This is a genomic window from Paenibacillus mellifer (assembly GCF_023195895.1).
GTDB lineage: Bacteria > Bacillota > Bacilli > Paenibacillales > Paenibacillaceae > Fontibacillus > Fontibacillus mellifer.
The window spans coordinates 144,966-169,458 of the sequence record NZ_JALPRK010000006.1 but is presented as its reverse complement, the minus strand read 5'-3'; the positions used below and the strand labels follow the sequence as shown (position 1 = coordinate 169,458).

The 24,493-nt window shown below is 54.7% G+C and carries 14 protein-coding genes, 1 pseudogene and 1 riboswitch; of the genes and pseudogenes, 9 read left to right on the top strand and 6 right to left on the bottom strand.

Going from position 1 to position 24,493, the window contains the following annotated elements; all coding sequences use genetic code 11:
* Positions 1 to 257 precede the first annotated feature (257 nt).
* The 3 genes from M0651_RS09115 to M0651_RS09105 all read left to right on the top strand — a co-directional run bounded on the left by M0651_RS09115 (position 258) and on the right by M0651_RS09105 (position 4,524).
* Positions 258 to 1,295, top strand: a complete 1,038-nt coding sequence (locus tag M0651_RS09115) for a LacI family DNA-binding transcriptional regulator (protein WP_248551530.1) — start codon at positions 258 to 260, stop codon at positions 1,293 to 1,295.
* A 108-nt stretch (positions 1,296 to 1,403) separates the two neighbouring features.
* Positions 1,404 to 2,063, top strand: a complete 660-nt coding sequence (gene pgmB / locus M0651_RS09110) for a beta-phosphoglucomutase (protein WP_248551529.1) — start codon at positions 1,404 to 1,406, stop codon at positions 2,061 to 2,063.
* Between the two features lie 136 nt (positions 2,064 to 2,199).
* Positions 2,200 to 4,524, top strand: a complete 2,325-nt coding sequence (locus M0651_RS09105; RefSeq protein ID WP_248551528.1) for a glycoside hydrolase family 65 protein — start codon at positions 2,200 to 2,202, stop codon at positions 4,522 to 4,524.
* A gap of 201 nt (positions 4,525 to 4,725) precedes the next feature.
* Here the strand turns inward: M0651_RS09105 and pulA are convergent, their stop codons facing one another.
* The 3 genes from pulA to M0651_RS09090 all read right to left on the bottom strand — a co-directional run bounded on the left by pulA (position 4,726) and on the right by M0651_RS09090 (position 12,704).
* Complete coding sequence (gene pulA, locus M0651_RS09100; protein WP_248551527.1) at positions 4,726 to 6,762, bottom strand: type I pullulanase; 2,037 nt, start codon at positions 6,760 to 6,762, stop codon at positions 4,726 to 4,728.
* A 6-nt stretch (positions 6,763 to 6,768) separates the two neighbouring features.
* Positions 6,769 to 8,868, bottom strand: coding sequence for an amylo-alpha-1,6-glucosidase (locus M0651_RS09095; protein WP_248551526.1), 2,100 nt, complete (start codon positions 8,866 to 8,868; stop codon positions 6,769 to 6,771).
* Between the two features lie 335 nt (positions 8,869 to 9,203).
* Positions 9,204 to 12,704 carry a DUF6359 domain-containing protein gene (locus tag M0651_RS09090; protein ID WP_372490918.1) on the bottom strand — a complete coding sequence of 1,167 codons (3,501 nt, stop codon included), beginning with the start codon at positions 12,702 to 12,704 and terminating at the stop codon, positions 9,204 to 9,206.
* 212 nt (positions 12,705 to 12,916) lie between these two features.
* On the opposite strand from M0651_RS09090, the pseudogene M0651_RS24365 reads away from it, so the two are divergent.
* The 3 genes and pseudogenes from M0651_RS24365 to M0651_RS09080 all read left to right on the top strand — a co-directional run.
* A pseudogene (locus M0651_RS24365) lies at positions 12,917 to 13,006 on the top strand (zinc-ribbon domain-containing protein); the annotation flags it as partial.
* Positions 13,007 to 13,132: 126 nt separating this feature from the next.
* The gene (locus M0651_RS09085) at positions 13,133 to 13,627 is read left to right on the top strand and encodes a DUF2628 domain-containing protein (RefSeq protein WP_248551525.1); all 495 of its coding nucleotides are present in this window, start codon (positions 13,133 to 13,135) and stop codon (positions 13,625 to 13,627) included.
* A 94-nt stretch (positions 13,628 to 13,721) separates the two neighbouring features.
* The gene (locus M0651_RS09080; protein ID WP_248551524.1) at positions 13,722 to 15,098 is read left to right on the top strand and encodes a metallophosphoesterase; all 1,377 of its coding nucleotides are present in this window, start codon (positions 13,722 to 13,724) and stop codon (positions 15,096 to 15,098) included.
* 340 nt (positions 15,099 to 15,438) lie between these two features.
* Here the strand turns inward: M0651_RS09080 and M0651_RS09075 are convergent, their stop codons facing one another.
* Positions 15,439 to 16,878 carry an NAD(P)/FAD-dependent oxidoreductase gene (locus tag M0651_RS09075; protein WP_248551523.1) on the bottom strand — a complete coding sequence of 480 codons (1,440 nt, stop codon included), beginning with the start codon at positions 16,876 to 16,878 and terminating at the stop codon, positions 15,439 to 15,441.
* A 65-nt stretch (positions 16,879 to 16,943) separates the two neighbouring features.
* Positions 16,944 to 17,043, bottom strand: a riboswitch (purine riboswitch).
* Positions 17,044 to 17,305: 262 nt separating this feature from the next.
* Between M0651_RS09075 and M0651_RS09070 the strand changes: the two genes are divergently transcribed.
* On the top strand, positions 17,306 to 18,610 hold the full coding sequence (locus M0651_RS09070; RefSeq protein ID WP_248551522.1) for a hemolysin family protein: 1,305 nt from the start codon (positions 17,306 to 17,308) through the stop codon (positions 18,608 to 18,610).
* A gap of 74 nt (positions 18,611 to 18,684) precedes the next feature.
* Here the strand turns inward: M0651_RS09070 and M0651_RS09065 are convergent, their stop codons facing one another.
* Entirely contained in the window at positions 18,685 to 20,247 is a 1,563-nt protein-coding gene (locus M0651_RS09065; protein WP_248551521.1) for a DUF4129 domain-containing protein, read from the bottom strand.
* 233 nt (positions 20,248 to 20,480) lie between these two features.
* Positions 20,481 to 21,449: an NAD-dependent epimerase/dehydratase family protein gene (locus M0651_RS09060; protein WP_248551520.1), complete on the bottom strand. Its 969-nt coding sequence runs from the start codon at positions 21,447 to 21,449 to the stop codon at positions 20,481 to 20,483.
* Positions 21,450 to 21,664: 215 nt separating this feature from the next.
* Here M0651_RS09060 and M0651_RS09055 point away from each other — a divergent pair, with 215 nt between their 5' ends.
* The gene (locus M0651_RS09055) at positions 21,665 to 22,741 is read left to right on the top strand and encodes an LCP family protein (RefSeq protein ID WP_248551519.1); all 1,077 of its coding nucleotides are present in this window, start codon (positions 21,665 to 21,667) and stop codon (positions 22,739 to 22,741) included.
* Entirely contained in the window at positions 22,734 to 24,029 is a 1,296-nt protein-coding gene (locus M0651_RS09050; RefSeq protein WP_248551518.1) for a glycosyl hydrolase family 28-related protein, read from the top strand. Before M0651_RS09055 ends, M0651_RS09050 begins: the two co-directional genes overlap by 8 nt.
* Positions 24,030 to 24,493: the final 464 nt, after the last annotated feature.

Genomic DNA, 24,493 nt, shown 5'->3' with positions numbered 1-24,493 from the left:
TCACCTGAACTCAAAAAATCACCTTATGGCGACCGGCCTATTTCCTCTGAGATAAGGCCGATCGCCTGTATTTTTGTTGGTAAATCGTTTGCGCAATCTGTATAGTTATTTATTCCCTTTGATGTCTATTTTCGAGGGAATGTCCCCGGATATAAGGCGGTAATATGCGACTTATCCCCAGATTCTCTATTTACTTTCCTTTTTCTTTCGATTAAGATTACAGTGTAAAGCAAACGGTTCCACAGAGGAGGTTTTTTATGGCTGTCACCATTAAAGATGTTGCCAAAAAGGCCGGAGTATCGCCCTCTACCGTGTCCCGGGTGCTGTCCAATCACCCTAGAATCAGCGCGGAAACCTCGCGCAAGGTGAAGCTCATTATGGATCAACTTGGCTACCATCCAAACATTATGGCCAAGAGCTTGGTCTCCAAAACGACAAACAGTATCTGCATCATGCTGCCAAAGTCCGCAGAGGAATTGTTCTCCAACTTCTTCTTCATGGAACTGATCCGCGGTATCGTAACCCAGGCCAGCCGTCTGGGATATGATGTGCTCATCAGCTCTGGAGCGAATGAGAAGGAAGAACTCGAAAGCGTCTCCAGACTTTTGAACGGACGCCGGGTGGATGGGGTCATTTTGCTGTATTCACGGCAGAACGATCCGGTGATCGATTTTCTCCATGAAGGGGGTCACTCGTTCGTATTGATCGGACGCAGCGAAGAATATCCTGATATTTTAACGGTGGATAATGATAATATCCAGGCGTCCTACGACGCCACGAAACATTTGATCGCGTTGGGACATGAACGAATCGGGTTCGTCAGCGGACCGCCGGAGCTCGTCGTTTCCAAAGACCGGTTGAAGGGCTATCAGGATGCGCTCAAAGATTCAGGCTTGGAGTGCCGGCCCGAATGGATTGTCGAAGGTGAGTTTTTACAGGACAGCGGCTATCGGGCCATGTCGTTCTTCATGAATCTTCCGGACCGTCCGACGGCCCTTGTCATGATTGACGATGTTGTAGCCTTTGGCGTACTTCGCGGCTTGCATGAACTGAAATTTAAAGTGCCTGAAGATTTGTGCCTGGTCAGCTTCAACAATATTCCGCTGTCAGAGCTTTCAACACCGCCGCTCAGCAGCATGGATATCGGCATTTACAACTTGGGTTACACGGCTTCCCAGGTGTTGATTCAATCGGTTCAAAACAGCGGCGACAAGGTGTATCCGAAGAGGCAGATCATTCCGCACCGCCTGATCGTTCGCGATTCGTCCATGTATTCGGTCCCTAAGAAATCGTAATGGACGCATGGGCATGTAGATGAAAATAAACGGGAGCTGAGGCTTCCTTTATTTTTCACCGTTTGTTCAAACGTTTGCGCTAATTATTGACCTTACAGGAGGTTAGTTATGAATCCCATTCAAGCTTGTTTGTTTGACCTCGACGGCGTGCTCGTCGATACCGCAAAGTACCATTATCTGGCCTGGAAGCGGCTAGCGGAGGAACTGGGTTTTGAATTTACGGAACAGGATAATGAGAAGCTCAAAGGCGTAAGCCGCATGGCTTCGCTGGATATTTTGCTAAGTGTTGGCGGCCTTCAGTTGGAAGACAACGTGAAGCAGGAGCTGGCCGAACGCAAAAACAACTGGTACGTCGAGTACATCTCCCGTATGGATGCGTCGGAAATTTTGCCAGGGGCGCTCGAGTTCCTGCAGCAGTGCCGTGAGAACGGACTGAAAACCGCACTGGGATCGGCCAGTAAGAACGCGCCAATCATTTTGCAGAACACCGGCCTGACGCCGTACTTCGATGCGATCATCGATGGTACGCGTACGTCCAGCGCCAAACCCGATCCTGAAGTGTTCCTGCTCGGCGCTTCGGAACTGGGGGTTCCCTCGGAAGCTTGCGTCGTGTTCGAAGACGCGGAGGCCGGAATTGAAGCGGCCCGCCGTGCTGGCATGCGCTGTATCGGCATCGGTTCGCCGGATACGCTCGGCGAGGCTAACCGAGTGGTCGCTTCGCTGGGCGACGTTTCGGTCGCCCTGCTGCAGCAGCTGGCCGCCGAATAAGCAAAAGAGGCCTGTAGAACAGCCTCGGGCAACGCGACTCGCCAATCGTAAGAAAACGCGAGCCGCTTGCGGCGAATAGCTCTCGTTCTTTTTTTGCATAAATAATCTATTAGAAAAGACTAAAGGAGCGGTTAGAGTGAAACAGTATTTAAAAGTGGATCCTTGGTCCATTCTGGAGGAATCCTTTGATCCGGCGAATCATGAAATATCTGAAAGTATCTTCAGCATTGGCAACGGATTTATGGGCCAGCGCGCAAACTTTGAGGAGCAATACAGCGGTCCTTCCCTGCAAGGCAGCTACATGGCCGGCGTGTATTATCCGGACAAAACGCGGGTTGGCTGGTGGAAAAACGGCTATCCCGAATACTTCGCCAAAGTGCTGAACAGCACCAACTGGATTGGCATTGGCGTGTTCGTCGACGGCGTGGCGCTGGATTTGGCCGAATGCCAAGTGAAGGACTTCGTCCGTGAGCTGAACATGAAGGAAGGATATCTCTCCCGCCGTTTTACTGCCGTGATGATGGACGGCAAAGAGCTGTCGGTGGAAGCCGTACGTTTTGTCAGCATCGTACGCCATGAAGTCGGGGCGATCCGTTATGCCGTGACGCCGCTGAACTTCAATGGGGAGCTGCGCTTTGCCCCTTATCTCGACGGCGATGTGAAGAACAAGGACTCCAACTATGAGGAGAAATTCTGGCTGGAGGTAGAGAAATCTGCCGGTGCCGACCTCTCCTATCTGACCGTAAAAACGAAGAAACTCGACTTCCACGTCACGTCGATCATGGCGTTTGATGTGGAGCAAGACGGGAAACGCCTGGAGCTGACTCCCGCGTTCCACGAGCAAGAGAAATTCGTTTCCGCCGAAGTTGCGGTTAACGCATCTGCGAACGAAACGGTTACGCTGTTCAAATACGTAGCCAATGTGACCTCTCGCGACCACGGGTTGGGCGATCTGGTGAAAGCCGGAACGGAAGCGCTGAACTCCGCGAAGCAAGCCGGTTTCGATACGCTCAAACGAGAGCAAGCCGAAGCCTGGGCGAAGAAATGGGAAATGAGCGATATCATCATCGACGGCGACGTATCGGCGCAGCAGGCGATCCGCTTTAATATTTTCCAATTGAATCAAACCTACAGCGGCGAAGACGACCGTCTGAACATCGGACCAAAAGGCTTCACCGGGGAAAAATACGGCGGCAGCACTTACTGGGATACGGAAGCATATTGCCTGCCGTTCTACCTCAGCACGGCGGAGTCCGACATCGCCCGCAACTTGCTGATCTATCGCTATAAACACTTGGAGAAAGCCAAGGAGAACGCTCGCAAGCTTGGTTTCACGAAGGGCGCGCTGTATCCGATGGTGACGATGAACGGTGAGGAATGCCACAACGAGTGGGAAATCACGTTCGAGGAGATCCATCGGAACGGGGCGATCGCTTACGCTATTTTTAACTACGTTAATTATACAGGCGATAAAGCTTACCTGGGCGAATATGGCCTCGAGGTGCTTGTGGAAATCTCCCGCTTCTGGGAGCAACGCGTGAACTTCTCGCAAGCGAAGGGTAAATACGTCATGCTCGGCGTCACCGGACCTAACGAATACGAGAACAACGTCAACAACAACTGGTACACGAACCGGATCGCGGTCTGGACGATGGAATACGCGCTGGAAGCACTGGGCGAGGTCAAAGCACAGGATTCCGCACACTATACGGCACTGATCGAAAAGCTGGGTCTTCAAGAGACGGAAACGAAGCAATGGCAGCACATTATCGACAATATGTATTACCCTTACGCTGAAGAGCGCGGCGTGTTCCTGCAACAGGACGGCTTCCTCGACAAAGAGCTGATCGCCGTGAAGGATCTGGATCCGAAGCATCTGCCGATCAACCAGAACTGGTCTTGGGACCGAATCCTGCGTTCGTGCTTCATCAAGCAGGCTGACGTGCTGCAGGGTTTATTCTTCCTCGGCGACCGTTACGACCTGGACACGAAGAAACGCAACTTCGACTTCTACGAGCCGATGACCGTTCACGAGTCCTCCCTCTCCCCTTGCGTGCACGCGATTCTCGCCTGCGAGCTTGGATATCAGGAGAAGGCGTACGAGATGTACCTGCGCACCGCGCGCCTCGACCTCGACAACTACAACAACGACACGGAAGACGGCTGCCATACGACCAGTATGGCCGGCACGTGGATGGCGATCGTGCAAGGCTTCGGCGGCCTGCGCGTCCGTGAAGGCGAGCTGGTGTTGCGTCCGTTCATCCCGTCCCACTGGACGTCGTTCTCGTTCAAGGTGATGTTCCGCGGTTCCCTGCTGCAAGTGAACGCCACCGCGGACAGCATCATCGTAACGAACGAGTCGGATGCACCGGCGGCCATTCGCATCTATGACCAAAGCTACACGGTCGCGGCCAAGAGCCAAGTGCAAGCACAGCGCCTGGAGCCTTCGGCGCTAAGCTAAACGATTGTAACAGCCCCCATCGGCCTGGCCGTTGGGGGCTGTTTATTGCGTGCGGCGAAATAGCGGTAAAAAATGGCCTTATTTCGGTCCGGCAGGGGCAAAACCGCCCATTTGGGGGCTCCTGCGGAGAAATAAGGCCATAATATGTCGCTATTTTGTTCAAAAGCGGCGCTATCGCGGAAATAAGGGGATTTATTCCCCTTATTTCCGCGAAGGCCCTGGGACGGCGAGTACCACGACGCCGACCCCGCGAACCTCCAGCCGTGCCCCGGCTGGAGGCCCGCCTGCTGCAGCGCCTGCGGCCGCTGCAGAGCCCCCGCTCGCGCCTGCTTGCAGCGCGAGCACAAGCTCGCCGCCGAACCGGACCTCCCACGGTCCGAGGGCGGGCAACACCAGCGACAACGCGCCGGGGTTCGCGTTGTAGAGCACGTACAGGTGGCGATCCGGGTCGCCACCGGCGTGGTCGCGCAGCGTGTACGCCACCGCGTGGGACGGCGCTGCCTCAAAGCGCAGATGCGCGCGAATCTCGTCCGCCGTCCGGAGGCGGAACGCGGGATGCGCATGGCGCAAGGAGACCAGGCTGCGCAGATAGAACACGTCGTCCTGATGCGCAGCGCAGCGCTCCCAATCGAGCCAGTTGGTCTCGATTGGCGATTTGTAGCTGTTCTCCACGCCGCCCTTCGTGCGCAGGAATTCCTGCCCCGCGTGGAGGAACGGAATGCCTTGGCTCGTCAGCACGATCGCCGAGGCGAGCCGATGCATGGCCCGGCGTTCGTCGTCCGAAGCGCTCGGCGTGGACAGCTCGATTTTGTCCCATAACGTATGGTTATCATGGCACTCCACGAAGTTCACCGACTGAATCGGCTCAACGGCAAACTGCCGAAGCTCCACCCCGTCATAGTCAATGCCCCCGGCTACGCCGCGCATCACGCCATCCTCAAACCCATCGCCGCCGCTGATGAACCCTTTGCGGTCAAAGATGAAAATATCCCCCTTCACCGCATCCCGCAACCCATCATTAAACATGCCGATGCCCGGCACCTTCCCGGCGTTATTCTGGTTGGCTCGGCGCTCCTTAGGAAGCACCGTCTCCATGATCCAGCCTTCGCCGATCGTCAGGATCGAAGGGTCGATTTCGTCCAGTTGGCGGCGAATTTCATTCATCGTCTCCGTATCAATGAGCCCCATCAGATCAAAGCGGAAGCCGTCGATATGGTATTCGCGGACCCAATACAAGATCGAATCAACGATATATTTCGTCATCATCAGGCGTTCCGAGGCGCACTCATTCCCGCAAAATGCCCCGTCCGAGAACGTCCCATCCGACTTATACCGCAAGTAATACCCCGGCACGAGCTTGGTGAAGTGGATTAAGTACCCATCGTACACATGGTTATACACCACGTCCATAATCACCCGAAGCCCGCGAGCATGCAGCGTCTGGACGAGTTGCTTCAGTTCGGCAATCCGAGCCGCCGGATCATAAGGATCCGTGGCGTAGGAGCCTTCCGGCACATTATAGTTCAGCGGATCATACCCCCAGTTGTAATGGGGGGCATCCAGACGGCTCTCATCCACACTCTCTCGGGAGTAATCAAAAATCGGCAGCAACTGCACATGCGTCACACCCAGCCCGGCGATATGATTGAGGCCCGTCGGAATCCCGCCCGGCCCCCGGGTTCCTTCCTCCGCCAGGCCCAAGAACTTGCTCTTCTCGCGGATGCCGCTGCTAGGGTGAATCGACAGATCACGAAGATGCAGCTCATAAATCACAGCGTCCACGGGCGATTCGAGCGGCGGCTTCGCATCCTGCTCCCATCCGTGCGGATCTGTGCTTCGTAAGTCGAGAATCGCCGCCTTATCCCCGTTCACGCCCACTGCCTTCGCGTAAGGGTCGACTGCCTCATTCCATAGCTCGCCAACCTTGACGCGATACGTATAGAATAAACCTCGGCAATCCTCTGCTACCGTTAGCGTCCAGGTTCCCTGCACATCCCGCTGCATCGGCAGCTCATTCACCGGCGTGCCGTCCCAGCTTTCATATAGAACGACCTTCGCCTCAGAAGCGGTTGGCGCCCATAAGCGGAACCGGGTTTGCTCCGGCGAATAAACCGCCCCCAGATCATCTCCCTCATACCTAAACTTCTCATCAAACTCGGCGTCAAACACCGAGATTCCCTCGGTAACCGCCAAATCACCGTAATCGATGGTGCCCTGGTATTCTTGTTGTACCGACACGTCCCTTCACTCCCATCCCGTCAAATTCGGCAGCACGTCTTCCGTATAAGCGCGAAGGATTTCGCCCACACTCCAAGCCTGCGTAAAGCAACCTCGCCCGGTACAGGCAAATTCCCCGTCAAAAATCTCGGCAATGCCGCCAAGTCCGCCGTCAAACATATGATCCTCAAACACGCTGCACATCTCCTTCGCCGTCCATACGGCCTCCCGGCTGTAGTCATTCACTTTGCAATAGGCCGTGATGAACCCGCCAATCGGAAACGCCCACGTCGTTCCCATATGATAAGCACCGTCCCGATCGATCAGCTTGCCGATGTAGCGAGGCTGGAACCGGGGGTCCCGATCGGACAACGACCGAAGTCCATACGGCGTGTACAGATGCTGATACACTGTCCCCACAACCGCCTTCTCCTGTTCCGGAGGCAGCATCGTAAACGGCAGCGAGACCGCCCAAATCTGGTTGGGCCGAATCGAAGGGTCATCTTCCAGTCCGCCGCCGTCCTGCGGCACGTCCACCACATCGTACAGGCATTGATCCGCCTCGTTCCAGAACCGGCGGCAGAACGATTCCCGCACTTTCTGTGCTAATTCATCATATGGCAGCTTTTCCCCAAAACGTTCCGCCAGCTGTGCCATGATCCGCAGTGCATTGTACCAGAGCGCATTAATCTCCACCGGTTTACCATGCCGCGGCGTGACTACCCATTCGCCAACCCGCACGTCCATCCAGGTAACCTGATCCAATCCCCCGCCGGCATGAATCAACCCGTCCTCATCCATCCCAATCGAAAAGTCCGTGCCGTCCCGGTACGCATCGATGATATCCTTCAGCTTCGGATAAATTTTGTCTCGAATGAACCTGTAATCATCTTCCCCACCGGTATGTTTCAAATATTCATAGACGGAGTGAACATACCATAGGGAGGCGTCAACCGTGTTGTAGAGCGGCTCCTGACCGTCGTCGGGGAACATGTTGGGGATCAGCCCGCGCCGCACGTATTGGGCAAAAGACTCCAAAATTTCGCGGGCCTCCGCGAATCGTTTAGTCGCCAGCGCTACCCCTTGAAACGCAATCATCGTATCCCGGCCCCAATCGGTGAACCAGGGATACCCTGCCAGAACCGTCTTCAGTCCCGTAGACTCCCGATCCACGATAAAATGATCCGCTGCCTCCACCAGGCGGTCAGCCAGCCGATCGCCGTAACCGGCCGTCTGTACAAGCTGCTCCATCCGTTCGCGGTATTCCCGCACGATCGTAAAACCATCCTTCCCGTCCAGCGCCAATGGTTCCGTGGAGCATTTGAGATATACTCTCTTGCGCTCATAAGGCTCAATGGTGATCTGTATCTCATATGGCGTATAGTGATTGTCGATGCCCAGAAAACCGTTCCGGTTCTCAAACGGATAATAATGCCCTTCTTCGATTACGTAATTGGGCGTCGCCATTGTGACGGGAAGCGTTGATCGGTCCAGGAATTCCCCTTCCGAAGCGAGGAACGAAATCGTCACTCCCGGATCCTGTTCGGGAACCAATTGCAGCAACCGGCCCTTCAGCTGTTTCTCGAAGCGTAAATTCCCTTTCTCGGACACATCCCCGGGCGAACGGTAATTAAACAGCGGAACCAGCTTGATCCGCGCCGGTTCCTTGCCCCCGGTGATGTCATAACATACCGCGACCGTATTGTGGCCGTATTCCATCGCAATCGTTTTGACGATTCGTACGTCTTCGACCTGGTAGTCGTATTCCGGCACAGTATCCAGCTTGAAGCGCCGCAGATGGCGTTGGCCGTTTTTTTGCCAGTTGATGTATTGTTGCGAAGTCAGGTCGTAGCTGCGGTCACCGATGTCCACCTGCTCCTGAGAACGCGTAAACACCAGCATCCGGTTCACCGGCGCTTTCGCCGAAGCCACCAAATAACCATGCGACATCCGATAGCCGCCACCCGGCACGGCATGATTGGCATACCCGCCGATGCCGTTACCGATCAGCCACTCCCGTTCGTTCCCTTCCTCGATCGTCCGCCAGGCATTGCGTCCCAGGACATAAGCCCGGTTGTTTGCCGCTTCATTCTTCTTATGAGAAACTGTACAATTTGAAATCTCCATCCAACTTACTTCCTTTCGATCATTTCGTACTTGCCCCTTCGGGATTTCTCATCCTGCCGTCTCAGGTCGCTCCAAGTCCCTATTGTTCCTTCGACCTCCGCTCTTCATGACATTAAATTTCAGCGTCAAAAAAGCGCTCACATCATTCCGAAGGTTAAACGTTTACTAGTCGGTATGTGCTGGATTATATCATTGGCACCGGAAACAGGTCAATCGTTTGCACAACGTTGGTATAAGCTTATTCGTTTGAAAAAAGCGCGAGTCCCAGAGATCCGCTGATCCCCAAGCTCGCGCTCTTCTTGAAGCATTTATAGCATTAAACTCTGCTGCGAAGGTTACGCCGCCTTCCCCCCGATAACCTCCAAATCCTTCAGCATCAACTTGGCGAAGCTTTCCTTGATGGTCAAGCCGCTTTGGACGCTGATAGTCAACTTCAATGCTTTCAGCTTGATATCACGCTCCAGCGGGGTTTTGGCTTTTTGCAGAGAGGTGATTTGAGCTTGTAGGCTGGTGGCCGTGCCTTTGGTTTTGAAATAGCCGTTCTTCTGTCCCAAATCCACCAGTTCGTCCAGATGGGCTATGTCGATTGTAACCTTGAACGTAAACTCTACCGTAGCGGTATGTCCCGCCGCATCCGTTGCTTGGACCGTCAGCTTGTGCGTGCCAACCGCCAGGGAGAACGGGACGATTTCCGCGACCCCCGCAATGCTGCGATCGTCAAGTCGGTAAGCCGCAGATTTCGGACCGCTGACTGCGTCATGAACGGCAATGGAGAACGGAACGTTCGAAGCAACCTGCAGGACTTGGCTGTCTCCGGAGAAGGTCACTTCGGGTGCCTGGCGATCTACATTGATATGCAGCGACTTGGAGGCTTCCTCGTTCCCCGCCTGATCCACGGAGCGGTATTCGATGGTGTACTTGCCGTCGGCCGACAGTACCAGCGGATCCGCATAGGAAGTCCACTCCCCGCCATTCACCCGGTACTCGGTACGATCCAGTCCACTGCCCCCTTCATCCTCTGCATAAAAAGCTACAGTGACTTCCGTTTGGTTATAAACGTCCGCTCCTTCAATCCCCGTAATATTGCTTTCCGTCACCGGAGCGGTTAGATCCGCTTCCACCGTCCTAGGCACAACATGGGCCAAGGCGAGCGGCTTCAGTTGGTATGTTCCCCGGAACACCGAAGCGATTCCGCTGATATCCACGCGCGTGCCTGCAGGGTACAACGCCGTAAAAGCGTCCATCGTCACACCGGTTCTCCCGTCGAAGCGTACCCGCGTCGAACTCCCGTCTTCCCGGACAACGTTAAACTCGAAGGAACCGGTTGGAGTGGCAGCAACAACATCCTGTACCTCCACGTTCGTTAAGGTGATGAATTGCCCTTGATTGGCTTCTGTCACCGCCTCCTGGACTAGCGGCTGCGGCAGCGGAGCCGTGCCTAACTTCTCGATCAGCACCGGATTCTCCAGCTCCACTTCACCGTTGTACAACGTTCGGGTTGCGCTGATTCGGACCAGATCTCCGGCATGGTAACCCGCTGCCGTTTGAAAGACATAAACCCCAGCCGTCTCGTCCTGTAAATAAAAACCCTGGCCGCCAAACACACCCGGCTCGGAGGTAATCACCCCCTGGGCCGTCACAACCGTCCCTTCCGCCGCCTCGCGAACTTCAGCGATCGTGATCAGCTCCGGCACCGGCGGATGATCACCTGGCAACGGCTCGGCATCCACGTTCGCAATTTCAACTTGCTTCGTGATCTCGTTCGCGCTGCCTTGCTTCAAACGCAAATTGGCGTTTGAAGCCGACACCCCCGGCTTCAGCTGTACGGTCAAGTCCTTGGAGGCATGCCCTCGGTTATCGCCTGTCAAGGAGAATGCCGGGCTGTAGTTGTAATCCGACCAGCTGCCATCGGTATTCTTGAACCGGGCGATCTGCTCCCCTCCGGCCAGGTAGATGCCTACGCGCAAATCAGACTCCGTCTGGCCCGGTGTCAAACCGTCGGCCGTCAAACGGAGTTGGAACTCCTGCTGACTGGGCAGCTGCGCTTGATGTACGAAGGCAAATACCGGCTCTGTTTCCGGCGCTTGCGATGAACCGTATGACCCCGGCTTAAAGGTGGTCGGATCATACCATTTGTATCCGGCGGCCGGCTGCGACCAAGGCTCCGGCTGCGGTTCCGTTGTGGCGGCTGGTTCCTCGTCAGCGCCCACCACCGTCGGCACGTCCAGCGTTAATCCCGGTACCTCGCCAAAGGAGGTGTAGTTCTCGTCGTACGCCAGCCATTTTACGGTTTGCACCAGGAACAAGCCGTCGTCGACTTCCTTGAACCCGTCATACGTCGTTTTCTTTTGGCCATTCTCTTCCCGCACGTATTTCGGCGTTGCATCTTCTACCGGCGACGAATCGCCGATAAAGGCCGCTTTGCCGAGACCCAGCTTGGAGATGGCGGCGTAAGGACCTTCCGCCCGGCCTCCACCATCATAGACTCCTTCGTCAACCGCGTTGCCCCAGGCCGGAACACCGGTTGGAACATAGACAAGCCCTTTGGCTTTCTGCGGATCAAGAATCGCCACGGTTGACCCGGCATGCATGGCGACGGCCTCTACGCCGGCCGTGATACCAAACGATTGCGACGGGCTGACGATATCCGCTGCATTGACGTCGCCCAAGGCGTTATAACGGAACCGAATGCCAAAATTCTCGGCCAGCCAGTCGGAGCTATTCAGTCCCTGCATCGCCGGGGAACTCGCCTCTTCGGCCGTCATCCCCTTGGCTGGATTCTCATAAGCTCCACGGCGATAGCCGTTAAACACCTCTGAGGCGTCCCAGCGGTTCTTATTGCGGTCGGCATTATAGTGGTCGGAGATGAAGAAGACGGCTCCGCCATTTTCCACGTATTGTACCAACGCCGCTTGTTCAGTTGCTTTGAAGGGAACGTTCGCTTCGGGAATAATGAAGACATCATAAGGTTGCAAAACCCCATAGGTAATCGCCGTTTCCCCGAAGTTGTATGGACTCGGGCGATCCAGCGACTCTACCGTAAAACCAGCCGCCCGCAGTCCCTCGGCAAAATCCGAGAATCCGCCATCGATAACCCAGTCCGCCGCACCGGCGGTTTGGCCGTGAGCATTGTCAAACAGCACCTTCTTGCCGGTACCGTCCGGTAACTGCGGAGTTTCACCCGGATCAGGCCCTTGGCCAGGGTCCTCTCCTGGATCCTCACCAGGATCCTCTCCTGGATCCTCCCCAGGGTCTTCCCCGGGATCTTCCGGTTGTACCTGGGATAATGAAATCGCCGATACGCTTTTTAATCCGGGAAAATTGTTATACGCTGCAAGGGAACCGGATACGACGACCTTCTTCCCGATCAAATCGGGATGGCTTTGCAGGCCGAACTCGGCTCTTAAGCCGGAAGGAACCTGAACGTCAATGAGCTTGGCCTTATCCTGTTCCCCGGCCGTATCGGCCATCAGGAAGTTGAAGTCGTTGCCGAAGGGAGCTTCGAAATCCGCAGTAAGTGAACCCGTCGCATGACCAACGATTATACCGGACACTTCCACAACCTCGCCGCTGTTCCCTTTCGCTATAGCTGCAGCAACACTAAGCGATTCGGCTGCAACTTGCAGGGATGCTTCACTGCTGTCCGTTGTTGGGACAGATTCCGTACCCACACCGTCGTCCATTGTTCTTTCGGTTACTTCCGTCGCTATTGACGGATCGGCAGACTGCGCTGCCGCCTGAGGTGCCCATCCCGGCAAACCGGTTACGACGATTGCACCGGTCAATAAGAGACCCAGCCATTTGTTGCGCCATGCGTTCGCTTTGCCTTTACCCATAAGTCATCGATTCCTCCCCATTCACCTATTCATTGGACTACCCTCTCATCATATTTATTATAAAATTGCAGATTATTTCCTGGTTGTAAAAATAATGTAAAATCGCCGATTCTGGACATTTTGAGCTAAAAGACATACAAGTCTAAACCCAACGCGTTGATCCTCCGATAAACATTTCAGATATAGTTCTATTGAACTATACAAACCCATCTATGAATTTATCTGGACGGAGGCTGTATATGTACTGCACCAACTGTGGGAATGTCCTACATGAAGAAGATCGTTTTTGCGCTAGTTGCGGTTCCCCGGCGAAGCCGAGCAGTGAAAGGGAGGACATCCTGCGCACCCCACCCTTCCCCCCGTTAAATCCTCAACAAGGACGAAACACGACCGAATTCGGAGTCTCGGAAGAGGATCTGAGAAGCTTTGTGGGGCGCCGAGCAGAATCCTATTTGCAGAAATGGCGGGAAGATAACCGTTGGAATTGGCCGGCTTTTCTATTCGGTGGATATTGGCTGTTATACCGTGGTATGTATTTATATTTACTTCTTTATCTGGTTGCAAGCTCGCTTGTGATGAACATTGCCGGACCTCTGCTTTTTTCGAATTCGGGAGGCACCTTTTCGGGCGGAATGGTGGTGACCGTGCTTACCGTATATTTAGCTATCAAAATCGGTTTGGCTATTACCGCGAATCGACTTTATCTACACCAGGCCAAACGTAAAATCAACGTACTTTATCAACGGTATCCTTCGGATCCGGTCACCCGTGAAGACAAGATCGTATTAGCCGGGGAAACCAGCCTGTACATTCCCATCGCACTGGCAGTTCTCCCGTTATTAGTCGCCCTCGTATTCGGGGCGTTCACTTACCTCCATTACTATAAACAAGTCCAAACGGAAATCGAACAGCTGCAGGAATAGGCATGCCTCCCCGCTCGCAAGGAAAAACAGCACAGCACCACCTCAGTTCTCCCTATACAGTGGTCTTAGCCCGGCTTTCCGGAGAACGGCTTAAATGGGAGTGAGCTCTGCCGATATGTTTCGTTCGTTAAAAACAGCTGTTATTCTTACCGCCGGCTTAAGTTTACTTGGACTAAGCGGATGTATGGCTTCTCGGTCCTCGGATGACCTACCCGTGAAGTTGCAGGCGGGACAGCCACTTACGCTGGTTGTTGCTTCCGATATCCATTACCTAAGCCCCCGCCTGCATGATGATGGGGAAGCCTTTCATACTTATATCCAGGCCGGAGACGGTAAGCTGCTGAGTTACATCGACCCGATGAGTGAAGCGTTCGCCGAAGAAGTTAAAGAGCAACACCCGGCCGCCCTGATCCTGAGCGGCGATCTAACCAACAATGGGGAGAAAGCCAGCCACGAGGATTTGGCCGCCAAACTGAAGCGGATCGAGGCCGCGGGAACGCAAGTTTATGTGATTCCCGGTAACCATGACCTCTCCAATCCTTGGGCACGCCGGTTCAAAGGCGATTCCCAATACAAAACCGAAGCAATTACGCCGGAGCAGTTCGTCGAGATTTACGAGGCTTTCGGGTATCATCAATCAATTTCCAGAGATACATCGACTTTAAGTTATTTGGCTAAGGTATCTCCCGATCTTTGGTTACTGATGCTCGATACAAGCCAGTACGATCTAAACGAGTTCGCCGGCTTTCCCCAGACCGACGGGGAGATTCCATCCACCACGCAGGAATGGATCAAGGACTGCACCCGGCTTGCCGGTAAGAATGGCGCCCGCATCGTGACCGTGATGCACCATAACCTGGTCGACCACAGCACCGTACCCATCAAAGGGTTTACACTCAACAACAGTAAAGAAATTGTCCCCTTATTTGAGAAGCTGCGACTCAACCTCGTCTTGTCGGGTCACATCCACATCCAGGATATCCGGCAAACGGATCACGGCCTTTACGATATTGCCACCAGCGCCTTCAGTGTCTATCCGCATCAATACGGTGTGATGCAATACGATCCATCCGATAGGACGATTAATTATGAATCCACCCAGGTTGATGTAGAGGCATGGGCCCGTAAGCAGCATGTTTCAGACGGAAACCTGACGGGTTTCGCGGAGTACAGCCGCCAGTTTTTTGCCGAGCATTCTTATAACAAGTCCTACGCCTCCTTGGGGGAGCTCCCCTTATCCGAAGCGGATAAGACGTTAATGGCACGAACTATGTCAGACATCAATTTGCTGTACTTCGCGGGCAAGGCCGCATCGGGGCCCGAACGCGAGCGCTTGCTGGCCTCCCCAGGTTATCGATTATGGGAGAAAGCTGATTCGATCTTCCTGCAAGGTTATGTCCAAAGCATGCTAGAACCGAAAACTCCGGACAACACCAAGCTGCAAATGACGTTGCAAGGCGGATTGGAGTAGGCCAAACCAACCTCTTCGTGCCAATGAGCGGTAACACGGTGTCTCCCTCATCCATCTGAGATGAGTAAAATGTTGCAACATGTGCATCATTTTGCTCTCCATTGGCGGCGAAACCAAGAAAATGTTGCATTCTCTGCAGCATTTTCTCGGGAATCTGCCCTGACCGGGTTAGAATGCTGCACTTTTTGCAACACTCTTCTCCCAGGGCTCACCTCGCCGCCGAAATGTTGCAGTTTTTGCAACATTTTCGACCCTTTCGGCTGGGCCGGTCTCCGAGCGGTGACATAAAAATGGGCACGGCTCCTTGATCCAAGGTCCGTGCCCATTTCCGTAGGTGTTTCTATACCGTTCCCGCTTTCTCGATCATGCCGCGGGCGATCCATACGCCGGCCGCTCCCGCCTGGGCCAACCCGCGGGTAATCCCTGCGCCGTCACCGCCGCAGAACAAACCGCTGATTTCGGTCTCCAGCGATTCGCTTAGCTTTGGCCGGGCCGAATAGAATTTCGCTTCCACGCCGTAGAACAACGTATGCTCGGAGGCGATCCCCGGCGTTACCTTATCAAGCGCCTCGACCATTTCGATCAGACTCTTCATCGTATTGTACGGCAGCACTAGACCGAGGTCGCCCGGCACCGCTTCCTTCAGCGTGGGTTCTAGGAATCCCTCCGATATCCGAGCGGCGGTAGAACGGCGGCCGCGCAGAATATCGCCGTACTTTTGCACAATCACCCCACCGCTGGACAAATCGTTGGCCCGCTGGCAGATTTCCCGCGCGTACTCATTAGGCTTATCGAAAGGTTCGGTAAACCGATGCGAAACGAGCAGCGCAAAGTTCGTATTCCGCGAACCCAGCGCCGGGTCTTTGTACGAGTGGCCGTTGGCCGCCATAACGCCGCTGTGGTTCTCGACCACGACATGTCCGGACGGATTGCTGCAGAACGTACGGACTCGAGTGCCAACCGATGTGTTATAAATAAACTTCCCTTCATACAAATGCTCGTTGATCTCCCGCATGACCACGTCAGAGGTTTCCACGCGGACTCCAACGTCCACCTGATTGTTTGTCATCTTCAGCCGGCGTTTCTTAAGGATGTCAGTCAACCAGGCCGAGCCGTCTCGGCCGGGAGCTACCATCACCAAGCCGGCTTCGTAGGTTTCGCCGTTCTTGAGCGTAATGCCCCGCATTTGGTGGCTTCCGTCGATTTTTTCCGTGATCAAATCCTCGACTTCGGCCTTGAACATCATATCGATGCGAGTATTTAAATATTCGTAAATCGATTTCAGAATCTCCAGGTTCTGTTCGGTCCCCAGATGCCGTACCTGTGCCCGCAACAGCTTCAGTCCCGCCGCGTACCCGCGTTGTTCGATCTCCCGCACGGCTTCCGTCATCGGATCGGTAACGGCGGTTGTCGCCCCATGCTCCAAATTGATTGAGTCGACGTATTGGATCAAGTCCAGCACCTTGGACGGCGCGATATAATCGCTCAGCCAACCGCCGAACTCCGTCGTAATATTAAATTTCCCATCACTGTAGGCCCCAGCCCCGCCAAACCCGGCAGTGATTGAGCAGGCCGGCAGACAACCGGCAAATTCCTTGCGCCCGGCTGCCGGCGGGCAAAGGGTGATTTTCTCCTCCAAGATCGGACAGCGGCGACGGTAAATATCATGCCCCTTGTCCAACAGAAGTACCTTCCAATGCGGCGCTTTCCGGGTCAGTTCATAACAGGCAAAAATCCCGGCAGGTCCCGCCCCCACCACAATGACATCGTATTTGCTCATCTGTATCCTCCTGAGGTGATTCGAATTCATGCGATAAACATAAAAATTCCTGACCACTCATAGGTATGCGAATGCACCCTATTCGTAGTCAGGAATTTATGGTTCCTTGTAGAGACCCTCAATCCATATTACTGAGGATATACGAATTTAATAGTTTCGTTTGATCTTATCTGTGTTTTAGAACAATCTGAGTATAAGTGTAATAACCGGATAAGTCAAGCTTGTTTCAAGGTTAATATTCGTGTTTTATTAAAGAACAAATAAAATACATTGTATTTTCTAATACTATTAACATAAAACACGAACATTTTAACCAAAAACCCCGTCTTTTTACCCAGGGCAAGATTCGCGTTTCTATGAGGTTGTATTATATAATAGAGATAGTTTCATGCCTTTATATTTAAAAATTGAGGAGTAGATGCATCGAATGGACAGTGACAGGCAATTGGTAATAAATTTATTTTTGGTCGTACTTCTGATCGCGCTCACGGCGTTTTTCGTGGCGGTCGAATTTGCGATCGTTCGCGTCCGGGGCAGCCGGGTTGATCAGTTGATTGCGGAGGGACGTAAAGGCGCCGTTGCCGTCAAACAGGTCACCTCTAATCTGGACGGATTTCTATCCGCTTGCCAGCTTGGAATCACGATCACCGCGCTGGGGCTTGGATGGCTTGGCGAACCAACGGTGGAGAGCATGCTGCATCCGTTGTTCCATCGTCTGGAGGTACCTGATACCGTGGGCAGCGCTCTTTCCTTTATTATCGCGTTTGTCGTCATCACGTATTTCCACGTGGTTGTGGGCGAGTTGGCTCCCAAGACGGTGGCGATTCGCAAGGCAGAAGAAATTGCCATTCTTACGGCCAAGCCTTTGATTTTATTCACGAAGGTCATGCGCCCTTTCATCTGGGCCTTGAACGGCTCGGCTAACCAACTGGTACGCCTGTTTGGCGTCAAGCCAGCTTCCGAGCATGAAGAAGCGCACTCGGAGGAAGAGCTGCAAATCATCATCAATGAAAGCTTCGAAAGCGGCAAAATCAATCAGAGCGAATTTGGCTATGTGAACCGAATTTTTGCATTTGATAATTTGCTCGCCAAGGAAATTATGGTACCTCGCACCGATATGGTGTGTTTATATACGGACAAGACGCGCCAGGAGAACCTGGATATCATTCGGGAGCAGCAATATACCCGTTTTCCCGTCGTCGAAGGCAGCAAGGATAACATCATTGGCATCGTGAATACGAAGCAATTTTTCCTGGCCTATGAGGGCAACCCGAACGTCGATTTCGCCGCATTGCTGCAGCCGGCAATGACCGTTTCGGAGGTCACCCCGGTGAACGAGCTGCTGAAGAAAATGCAGAAGGAAGGCACCCATATGGCGATTCTGATCGACGAATATGGGGGAACCGCCGGTTTGGTGGCACTTGAGGACATCCTTGAAGAACTCGTCGGGGAAATCCGCGATGAATTCGATAAGGAAGAGGAAGACCCGATCGTCCAGTTGGACGAGTCACATGTGGTCGCCCTGGGTACGGTGACGGTGAATCAGATCAATGACGTGCTACTGACCGACCTGAGCACAGAGGAAGTGGATACGATCGGCGGCTGGCTTTACGGCATGAACCCGTCCATGGACGTTGGGGAAACGATGGAGCATGAGGATTTGACCTTTAAGCTCCTGGAGAAGGAACCCCATCGCTTCAAGAAACTTGAGATCGTTAAGCACGACGCCTAAGGCAGGCGTAAAGAAAGCGCGAGCGCAGAGGAGATCTCTGCAGGCTCGCGCTTTTTGATTGTATGAGACTAAAACTACTGCGGCCAGCGTCGCCGCAACTCGGCCACTTCGTCGTCACGTGGAATCTCCTCGCCATACCGCACTTGGTAGTACAACCGAAGCAACGGGTTTAATGCGGCATCCGATTCCTCTTGGACGCGACTCTTCTCCTTCTCCGAAGCCCTCACGCCAAAGCTGAAGCGCCGTCTCTCAGATCCGGCGGCTTTGGCAGATTCATCCCGCCGACCTGCTTCTGCTTCCAGTCTCACCTCCTCCACCGTCTCACGTGGCGTCAAATGCGGTTTTATCGGGTAACCCCGCTCGCGTTCCTTCCGTAAGAATAGCCGGTATAGATAACGAACCCGTTCCCGGTTATCCTTCATTTCCTCCCAGCGTTCAGGCGGCTTCCCGGGACGCAGCAGGCGGGCACCCATCTTGCGCCATCCTTGCAGCGTAGACTCCCAAGTAAACAGGCTCGTCTCCTCGTCGAGATAATCCGCTTGCTTCGGGGCGGCGCTTTCCCGGCGCAGCAGAGAGAGCAGCCGGTCAATCGCCTTACGCCATATTCCGCCGGCGTTCTTGTAGAGCCAATACATCGCAAAGCCCAGCAAAGCGGCTATGAGCAGGCTGCCGATAGCATAAAAGGCAAAATTCAAGATGCGCGACAGCAGATCCGAATCGTGAGACTCCACCGGGCTCATGGGCTCCAGCGGCGGGACCTCCATATCCGGCTGCTCCAGCGGTTCGGATTCCTTCGGCTGCCGGAGCAACCAACGCATGACCGCTCTAAGCATCGCCATCAGGAGGCCACCGATCCAGCGGCCAACACCGGCAGCCAGTAGGATGGCGGTCACGATAATGACGCCGACGTACAACCGGTTATGACGCCGGAGCCCGGCAGGCAGCCGTTGGCCCGAATCCCCGGAATGCGAGCTGTAGCGTAAATACTGGTGGTTGGTCACGAATAGTGCAGTGCCCAAGCAGAAGACGCCGGCCCAAGTGATCAAGGGCACGGTCCCTTGAAGCACCTCGATTCGCGGGTAAAAGATCCCCGCAAGGAAGTAAAGTCCCAGCCCGGCCCAATACAGCCGGAAGCTGCCCTGGCGATTGCGGACCGTCATCCCCTGCATCGAGCAGAGCAGACCTGCTGCAAGCTGCGCGGCGGTTTGCAGCAGCAGGACGGCGACGCCCTGAGCGGGAGTCTGGCCTCCTGCGGAGGGGGTGCTGCCGAAGCCAAGCGATCCGGCGCCGCCGACCCAGGCGATAGCGACCGCGGTAAAGGCCGCCGCGAGCACCAGCGCCACGGCCCCGCGCTGCCACAGCTTGCGGAGGCGCGGGCCAAGCAGGACGCCGGCCAGTGTCAACATCGGCAGCAGCCCCAGCCCCGCTGCCGGGAACTCCGGCGGCCGAAGATAGGCCGCGAACAAAATCCAAGCCGGCAGCAGCAGCACATATTCCAACAGGCAAACGAGCCATAACCGCAGGATCTGTACAAGGTAAGCGGATTCATTTTCTCCGTCACGTTGGTGATCGTCGGCGCTTTCTCCCTTACCGGCAAGTTCGTTATCCCGATCGTCGTATTCACCCTTGTTCCTCATCCCGATATCCCTCCCGATCTCCTTGCGAGCGCATCTTCCTTCTTACCGTCCGAACGGAAGAGGCTCCTCTTCATTAGCTTCATCATACCACAGAGCAGGGTGTTGCGGGCGTCGGTTGTCCCGAGCTGATTGGAGGAGCGACCTCACAGTGACTGGCGTAAACAAAGAACCCCGCTCCTCTCGCAAGAGGCGGGGCGATCCGGCCTGACTATCTATGGGAGCTGTAAACCGAATTAAATGGCCGACGTTTCACTGTAGCCGGTCCGCTCGACAAGCAAGGGGTTTTTGCGCGCTTCCGTTTCAAATTCCATCATTTCCAGGAGCCCGTCGTAAAGCGAATACCGGGGTTCCCACCAAAGGACGTCCCGAACTTTACCGTTGTCCAGCACGCTCTGTTCGATATCTCCTGCCTGAGCGGGCCGAAACTGCGGCTGCACATTGCGTCCGGATATCTCCTTCAGCATCCCAAGCGCCTCCAAGAGCGAGATGCTTCGTCCACTGCTGACATTCAAAATTTGATTACCTGAGCTTCGCAGCGCCAGCACATTCGCCTCTGCCACATCTTTAACGTAAACGAAATCACGGGTCTGCAGCCCGTCCCCGTACACCTCCAGAGGAAGTCCCGCCATCAGCCGCTCCACGAACGCCGTCAGCACCCCATCCTCACCAGTGCGCCGTTCCCTAATCCCGTAAACGTTGGCGTATCGCAGGATAGAATAATCCAACCCGTAGCGCTCGCTGTACGACTGGATATACATCTCCGATACCCGCTTGGAAACGCCGTAAAAAGACAAAGGCTCCGTCCCGTGCGACTCCTTAATCGGTAGATAGTCCGGATTCCCGTAGACCGCGGCCGATGAGGCAAACACGATCCGCCGCACCCCAAACCGAACGCATTGCTGCAACAGCTGAATCGTACCCAGAATGTTCGTCTCGGCATCGGCCGATGGGTTCTGTAACGAGCGGCGAACGCTCGTTTGTGCAGCAAGGTGAATGACGGCATCCGGGCGTTCCTCGGCAAAAATAGACTCCATTTCCTCCGAAACGATATCCACAGCGTAATAGGAGACCGACTCGTCCATTTTTCTCAGATTTCCGTCCTGGCCTGTATCGACCACAACCACCTGCTCCCCCTCTTCCAGAAGCCGTTTGACCGTGTGACGGCCAATAAATCCTGCTCCCCCCGTGACTAGCACTTTCATCGTCTCGACTCCCCTATTCCCTAAAAATACCGGCAATTGCCCCGTTTCAACCACCTTATGTAGGCCTAGCCCGAATTAGACTAGGAAAGTGCTGGGTTTTCGTCCGGTATACACGTATTTACGTATAGAATAGAATTCCGATTGCACTAATATACTGCTATGAATTCTCTTAACGAGATCTAAACCTATTTTCGCTAGAGACGGAGTGGAAACCAATGAAAATGAATATCCACAAAAAAGTGGCGATACCGGTAGTTCTTCTACTCCTCGTGGCCGGCGGACTGCTGATCGCCTATTTGAAATACGAGCCGTCCCGGCATTTTCGGGGTACCGATATCCCCGTGTTGGCTACGCCGGAGCCATCTGGCGGTGTGGGGGCGGATTCGTCCGACGCAGTTGCCGAGAATTCGGAGCGGGCCGAAGGTGCTGGCCGCAAAAGTACGGGGACTACCGGGCAAGCTGCTGCAGCGAATCCTGCGCAGAGTGAAGATATCCGTGGTGCCCGCGGCAGCTTCAACTTGCTGTTACTCGCCACCGATGCCCGGGCAGATGAAGCCTCACGTACTGATGTGCTCATGCTGGCTCACGTCAATCCGGAACAAAGTAAAGTGAACCTAGTCTCGATTCCCCGCGACACGCGGGTTCACCTTCCCGGTATTGGTTTGACCAAGATTAATCATGCGCACGCAATGGCGGAAGCGGGCGGTAAAGGCGGTCACGCCGGTACCCTTGCCGCGATCCAGGCCGTCAGTAATTTATGCCGCTGCTCCATCAACTACTACGTCAAAACCAACTTCGACGGATTCGAACATTTCATCGATACGATCGGCGGCGTAGATGTCGAGCTAGACGCTCCCGTCAAATTAACCTACAATTACCGGACCTTGCCCGCGGGTGAGCAGCATTGGAACGGTGAAACCACCCTTGATTTCGTTCGCGAGCGTAAATCGCTGGATGACGGCGACAACGCTCGCCAGCGGAACCAGGCGTTGGTCGTTCAGGCGATTGCCCGCAGACTGCTTGTGCCAGACAACCTAGCCCAACTACCCGAGTTGATCCGGCAAGTGAAAGAGGACATTTTGGATACCAATCTAACCGATGCCGATATGCTTAGCTTGGCCTGGATGATTCGCGGCATCGATCCGGAGGAGATGAATTTCGTGCAGTTTCCGGGAAGCAGCGACAAAGCCCATGATCCGCTGGTGAATGCCGAGCTCTATTATTGGATCCCGGATATGACGACTTGGAACGAGCTCTCCCCTCAAATCCTGGGGGATGCGCCTGATGAATAAATCGAACTTCCCTCGTTCGAACGACCGGCTTCACCCGGGCGGTGGCGGGCCTCGGCGGCATCAGCTCCAGATATTGCTCCTCGTTCTGCTCATTTTGGCCTTGAGTTGGGGTCTGCTGCTGCGATGGGGGCCTTCCTTCCCCTTCCCCGCACCTACCTTCAACGTGAAGGAAGCCGGCGCTAAGGGAGACGGGATTGCGGACGATACCCGCGTATTTTTGCGCGTGTTGCGGCAAGCGGCAGCCACCGGCCGGGATACGACCGTCATCGTGCCCCCCGGCACGTACCTGCTCGCCTTGGACGAGCCGCTGCCGCTCCGCAGCGGCGTAACCCTCCGCGGTCTAGGCCGACCCGTCCTGAAGTTCCGCGCGATCTCCGTCGCTCGATACGGGTTCGAGGCCGTCTCAATCCAAGGGCGGGGGATTCGCATCGACGGGGTTGTGATCGACGGCGGTGCACGGCTAACCCGCGGCATCGGCATTCACAGCGGTTCGTCGGACGTGGCCATTGTCGGCAGCACGGTCCAGGACTTGAACCAGCCGGAGGAGCTGAAGCACCCGTTATCTACCACCGTCGTCGCCGGCATCATGATCTATGGGGACACCGTCGACATCAAGATCCTCGGCTGTACGCTCACCGAGATCGCCGCAAGAGAGGCAACGCCTGTCGCCCGAGGCATTATGGCCTGGAGCGAACCGGGGCGAACGATCGCCCGCCGCGTTAACATTAAGGGCAACCTCATCTCTTACATTTCCCCGCGGGAGGATGCGGACGGTATCTATTTCGATCAGCCGCCGGGCTCTTCGCCTTTGTCGGATTCCGTGATATCCGATAATATCCTCCACCACACCGCCAAACGCGGGATCAAAATCTCCGCTCCCGGCGTCGTCGTGAAGAACAACCGGATCCTGAATCCCTATTCCAGGAATAACCGCTATCTCGCCATACCCAAAGACGCGCTGCCACAGGACATGTACGCCGCGATATCCATTTATGCTGGCGATGTAACGGTGTCTGGCAATATCATCGGGGGCTCTGGCAGCTATTATGCCGCCATTGAGGCCGATGTTGGAGGGGCGGGCGTCGTCGTTATTGAGCATAACGTGATCGAAAGCAATGCGAGCCCTCCTTTCCCCAATTCAAGCGGTATCCGCCTCGACCAGATCGGCGGCTTCCGGATCATCGGAAACGCAATCAGCGGCGCGGAGACGCCCATCCGTTTGTCGGAGGAGGCCCGTGAGGCGCTTACCTCCGGAGCGGGGACGCTGGCGGACAACACCGCTGAGTAAGCGGGGCGGGGTTTGGTAAAAGCTTGGGGTTGGCACATCGTATGCGATTTGAGTTCCTGGTGGGCGCCTTGGGAGCACTTGGTGAGCACTTGGTGAGCACTTGGTGAGTACATAGTGAATTCCCATTAAATACCAGGTTGGGACCAGGTGAAGTTTGATGAGTAATTATGGAGTGTCTGTTGAGTTGGTAATTCCCTTTTGATCTGTATGGTGTACCTGTTGAGTTGCGCCGAGTACCTGCCCGATCCCCTTCTTGCCTCTGAAATGTTGCATTTTATGCAGCATTTCAGAGGCATAAGCGCTTAAAGACCCCAGAATGTTGACATTAGTACAACATTCTGGGGTCTTTTCACCTGTGGCGCTCTGATTTGTTGCACTTTATGCAACATTTCGGCCAATTATCTCTAGAGCCGAATAAATTGTTGTACAAAATGCAACATTTCCTAGTCAGGCACAGGTGGGGC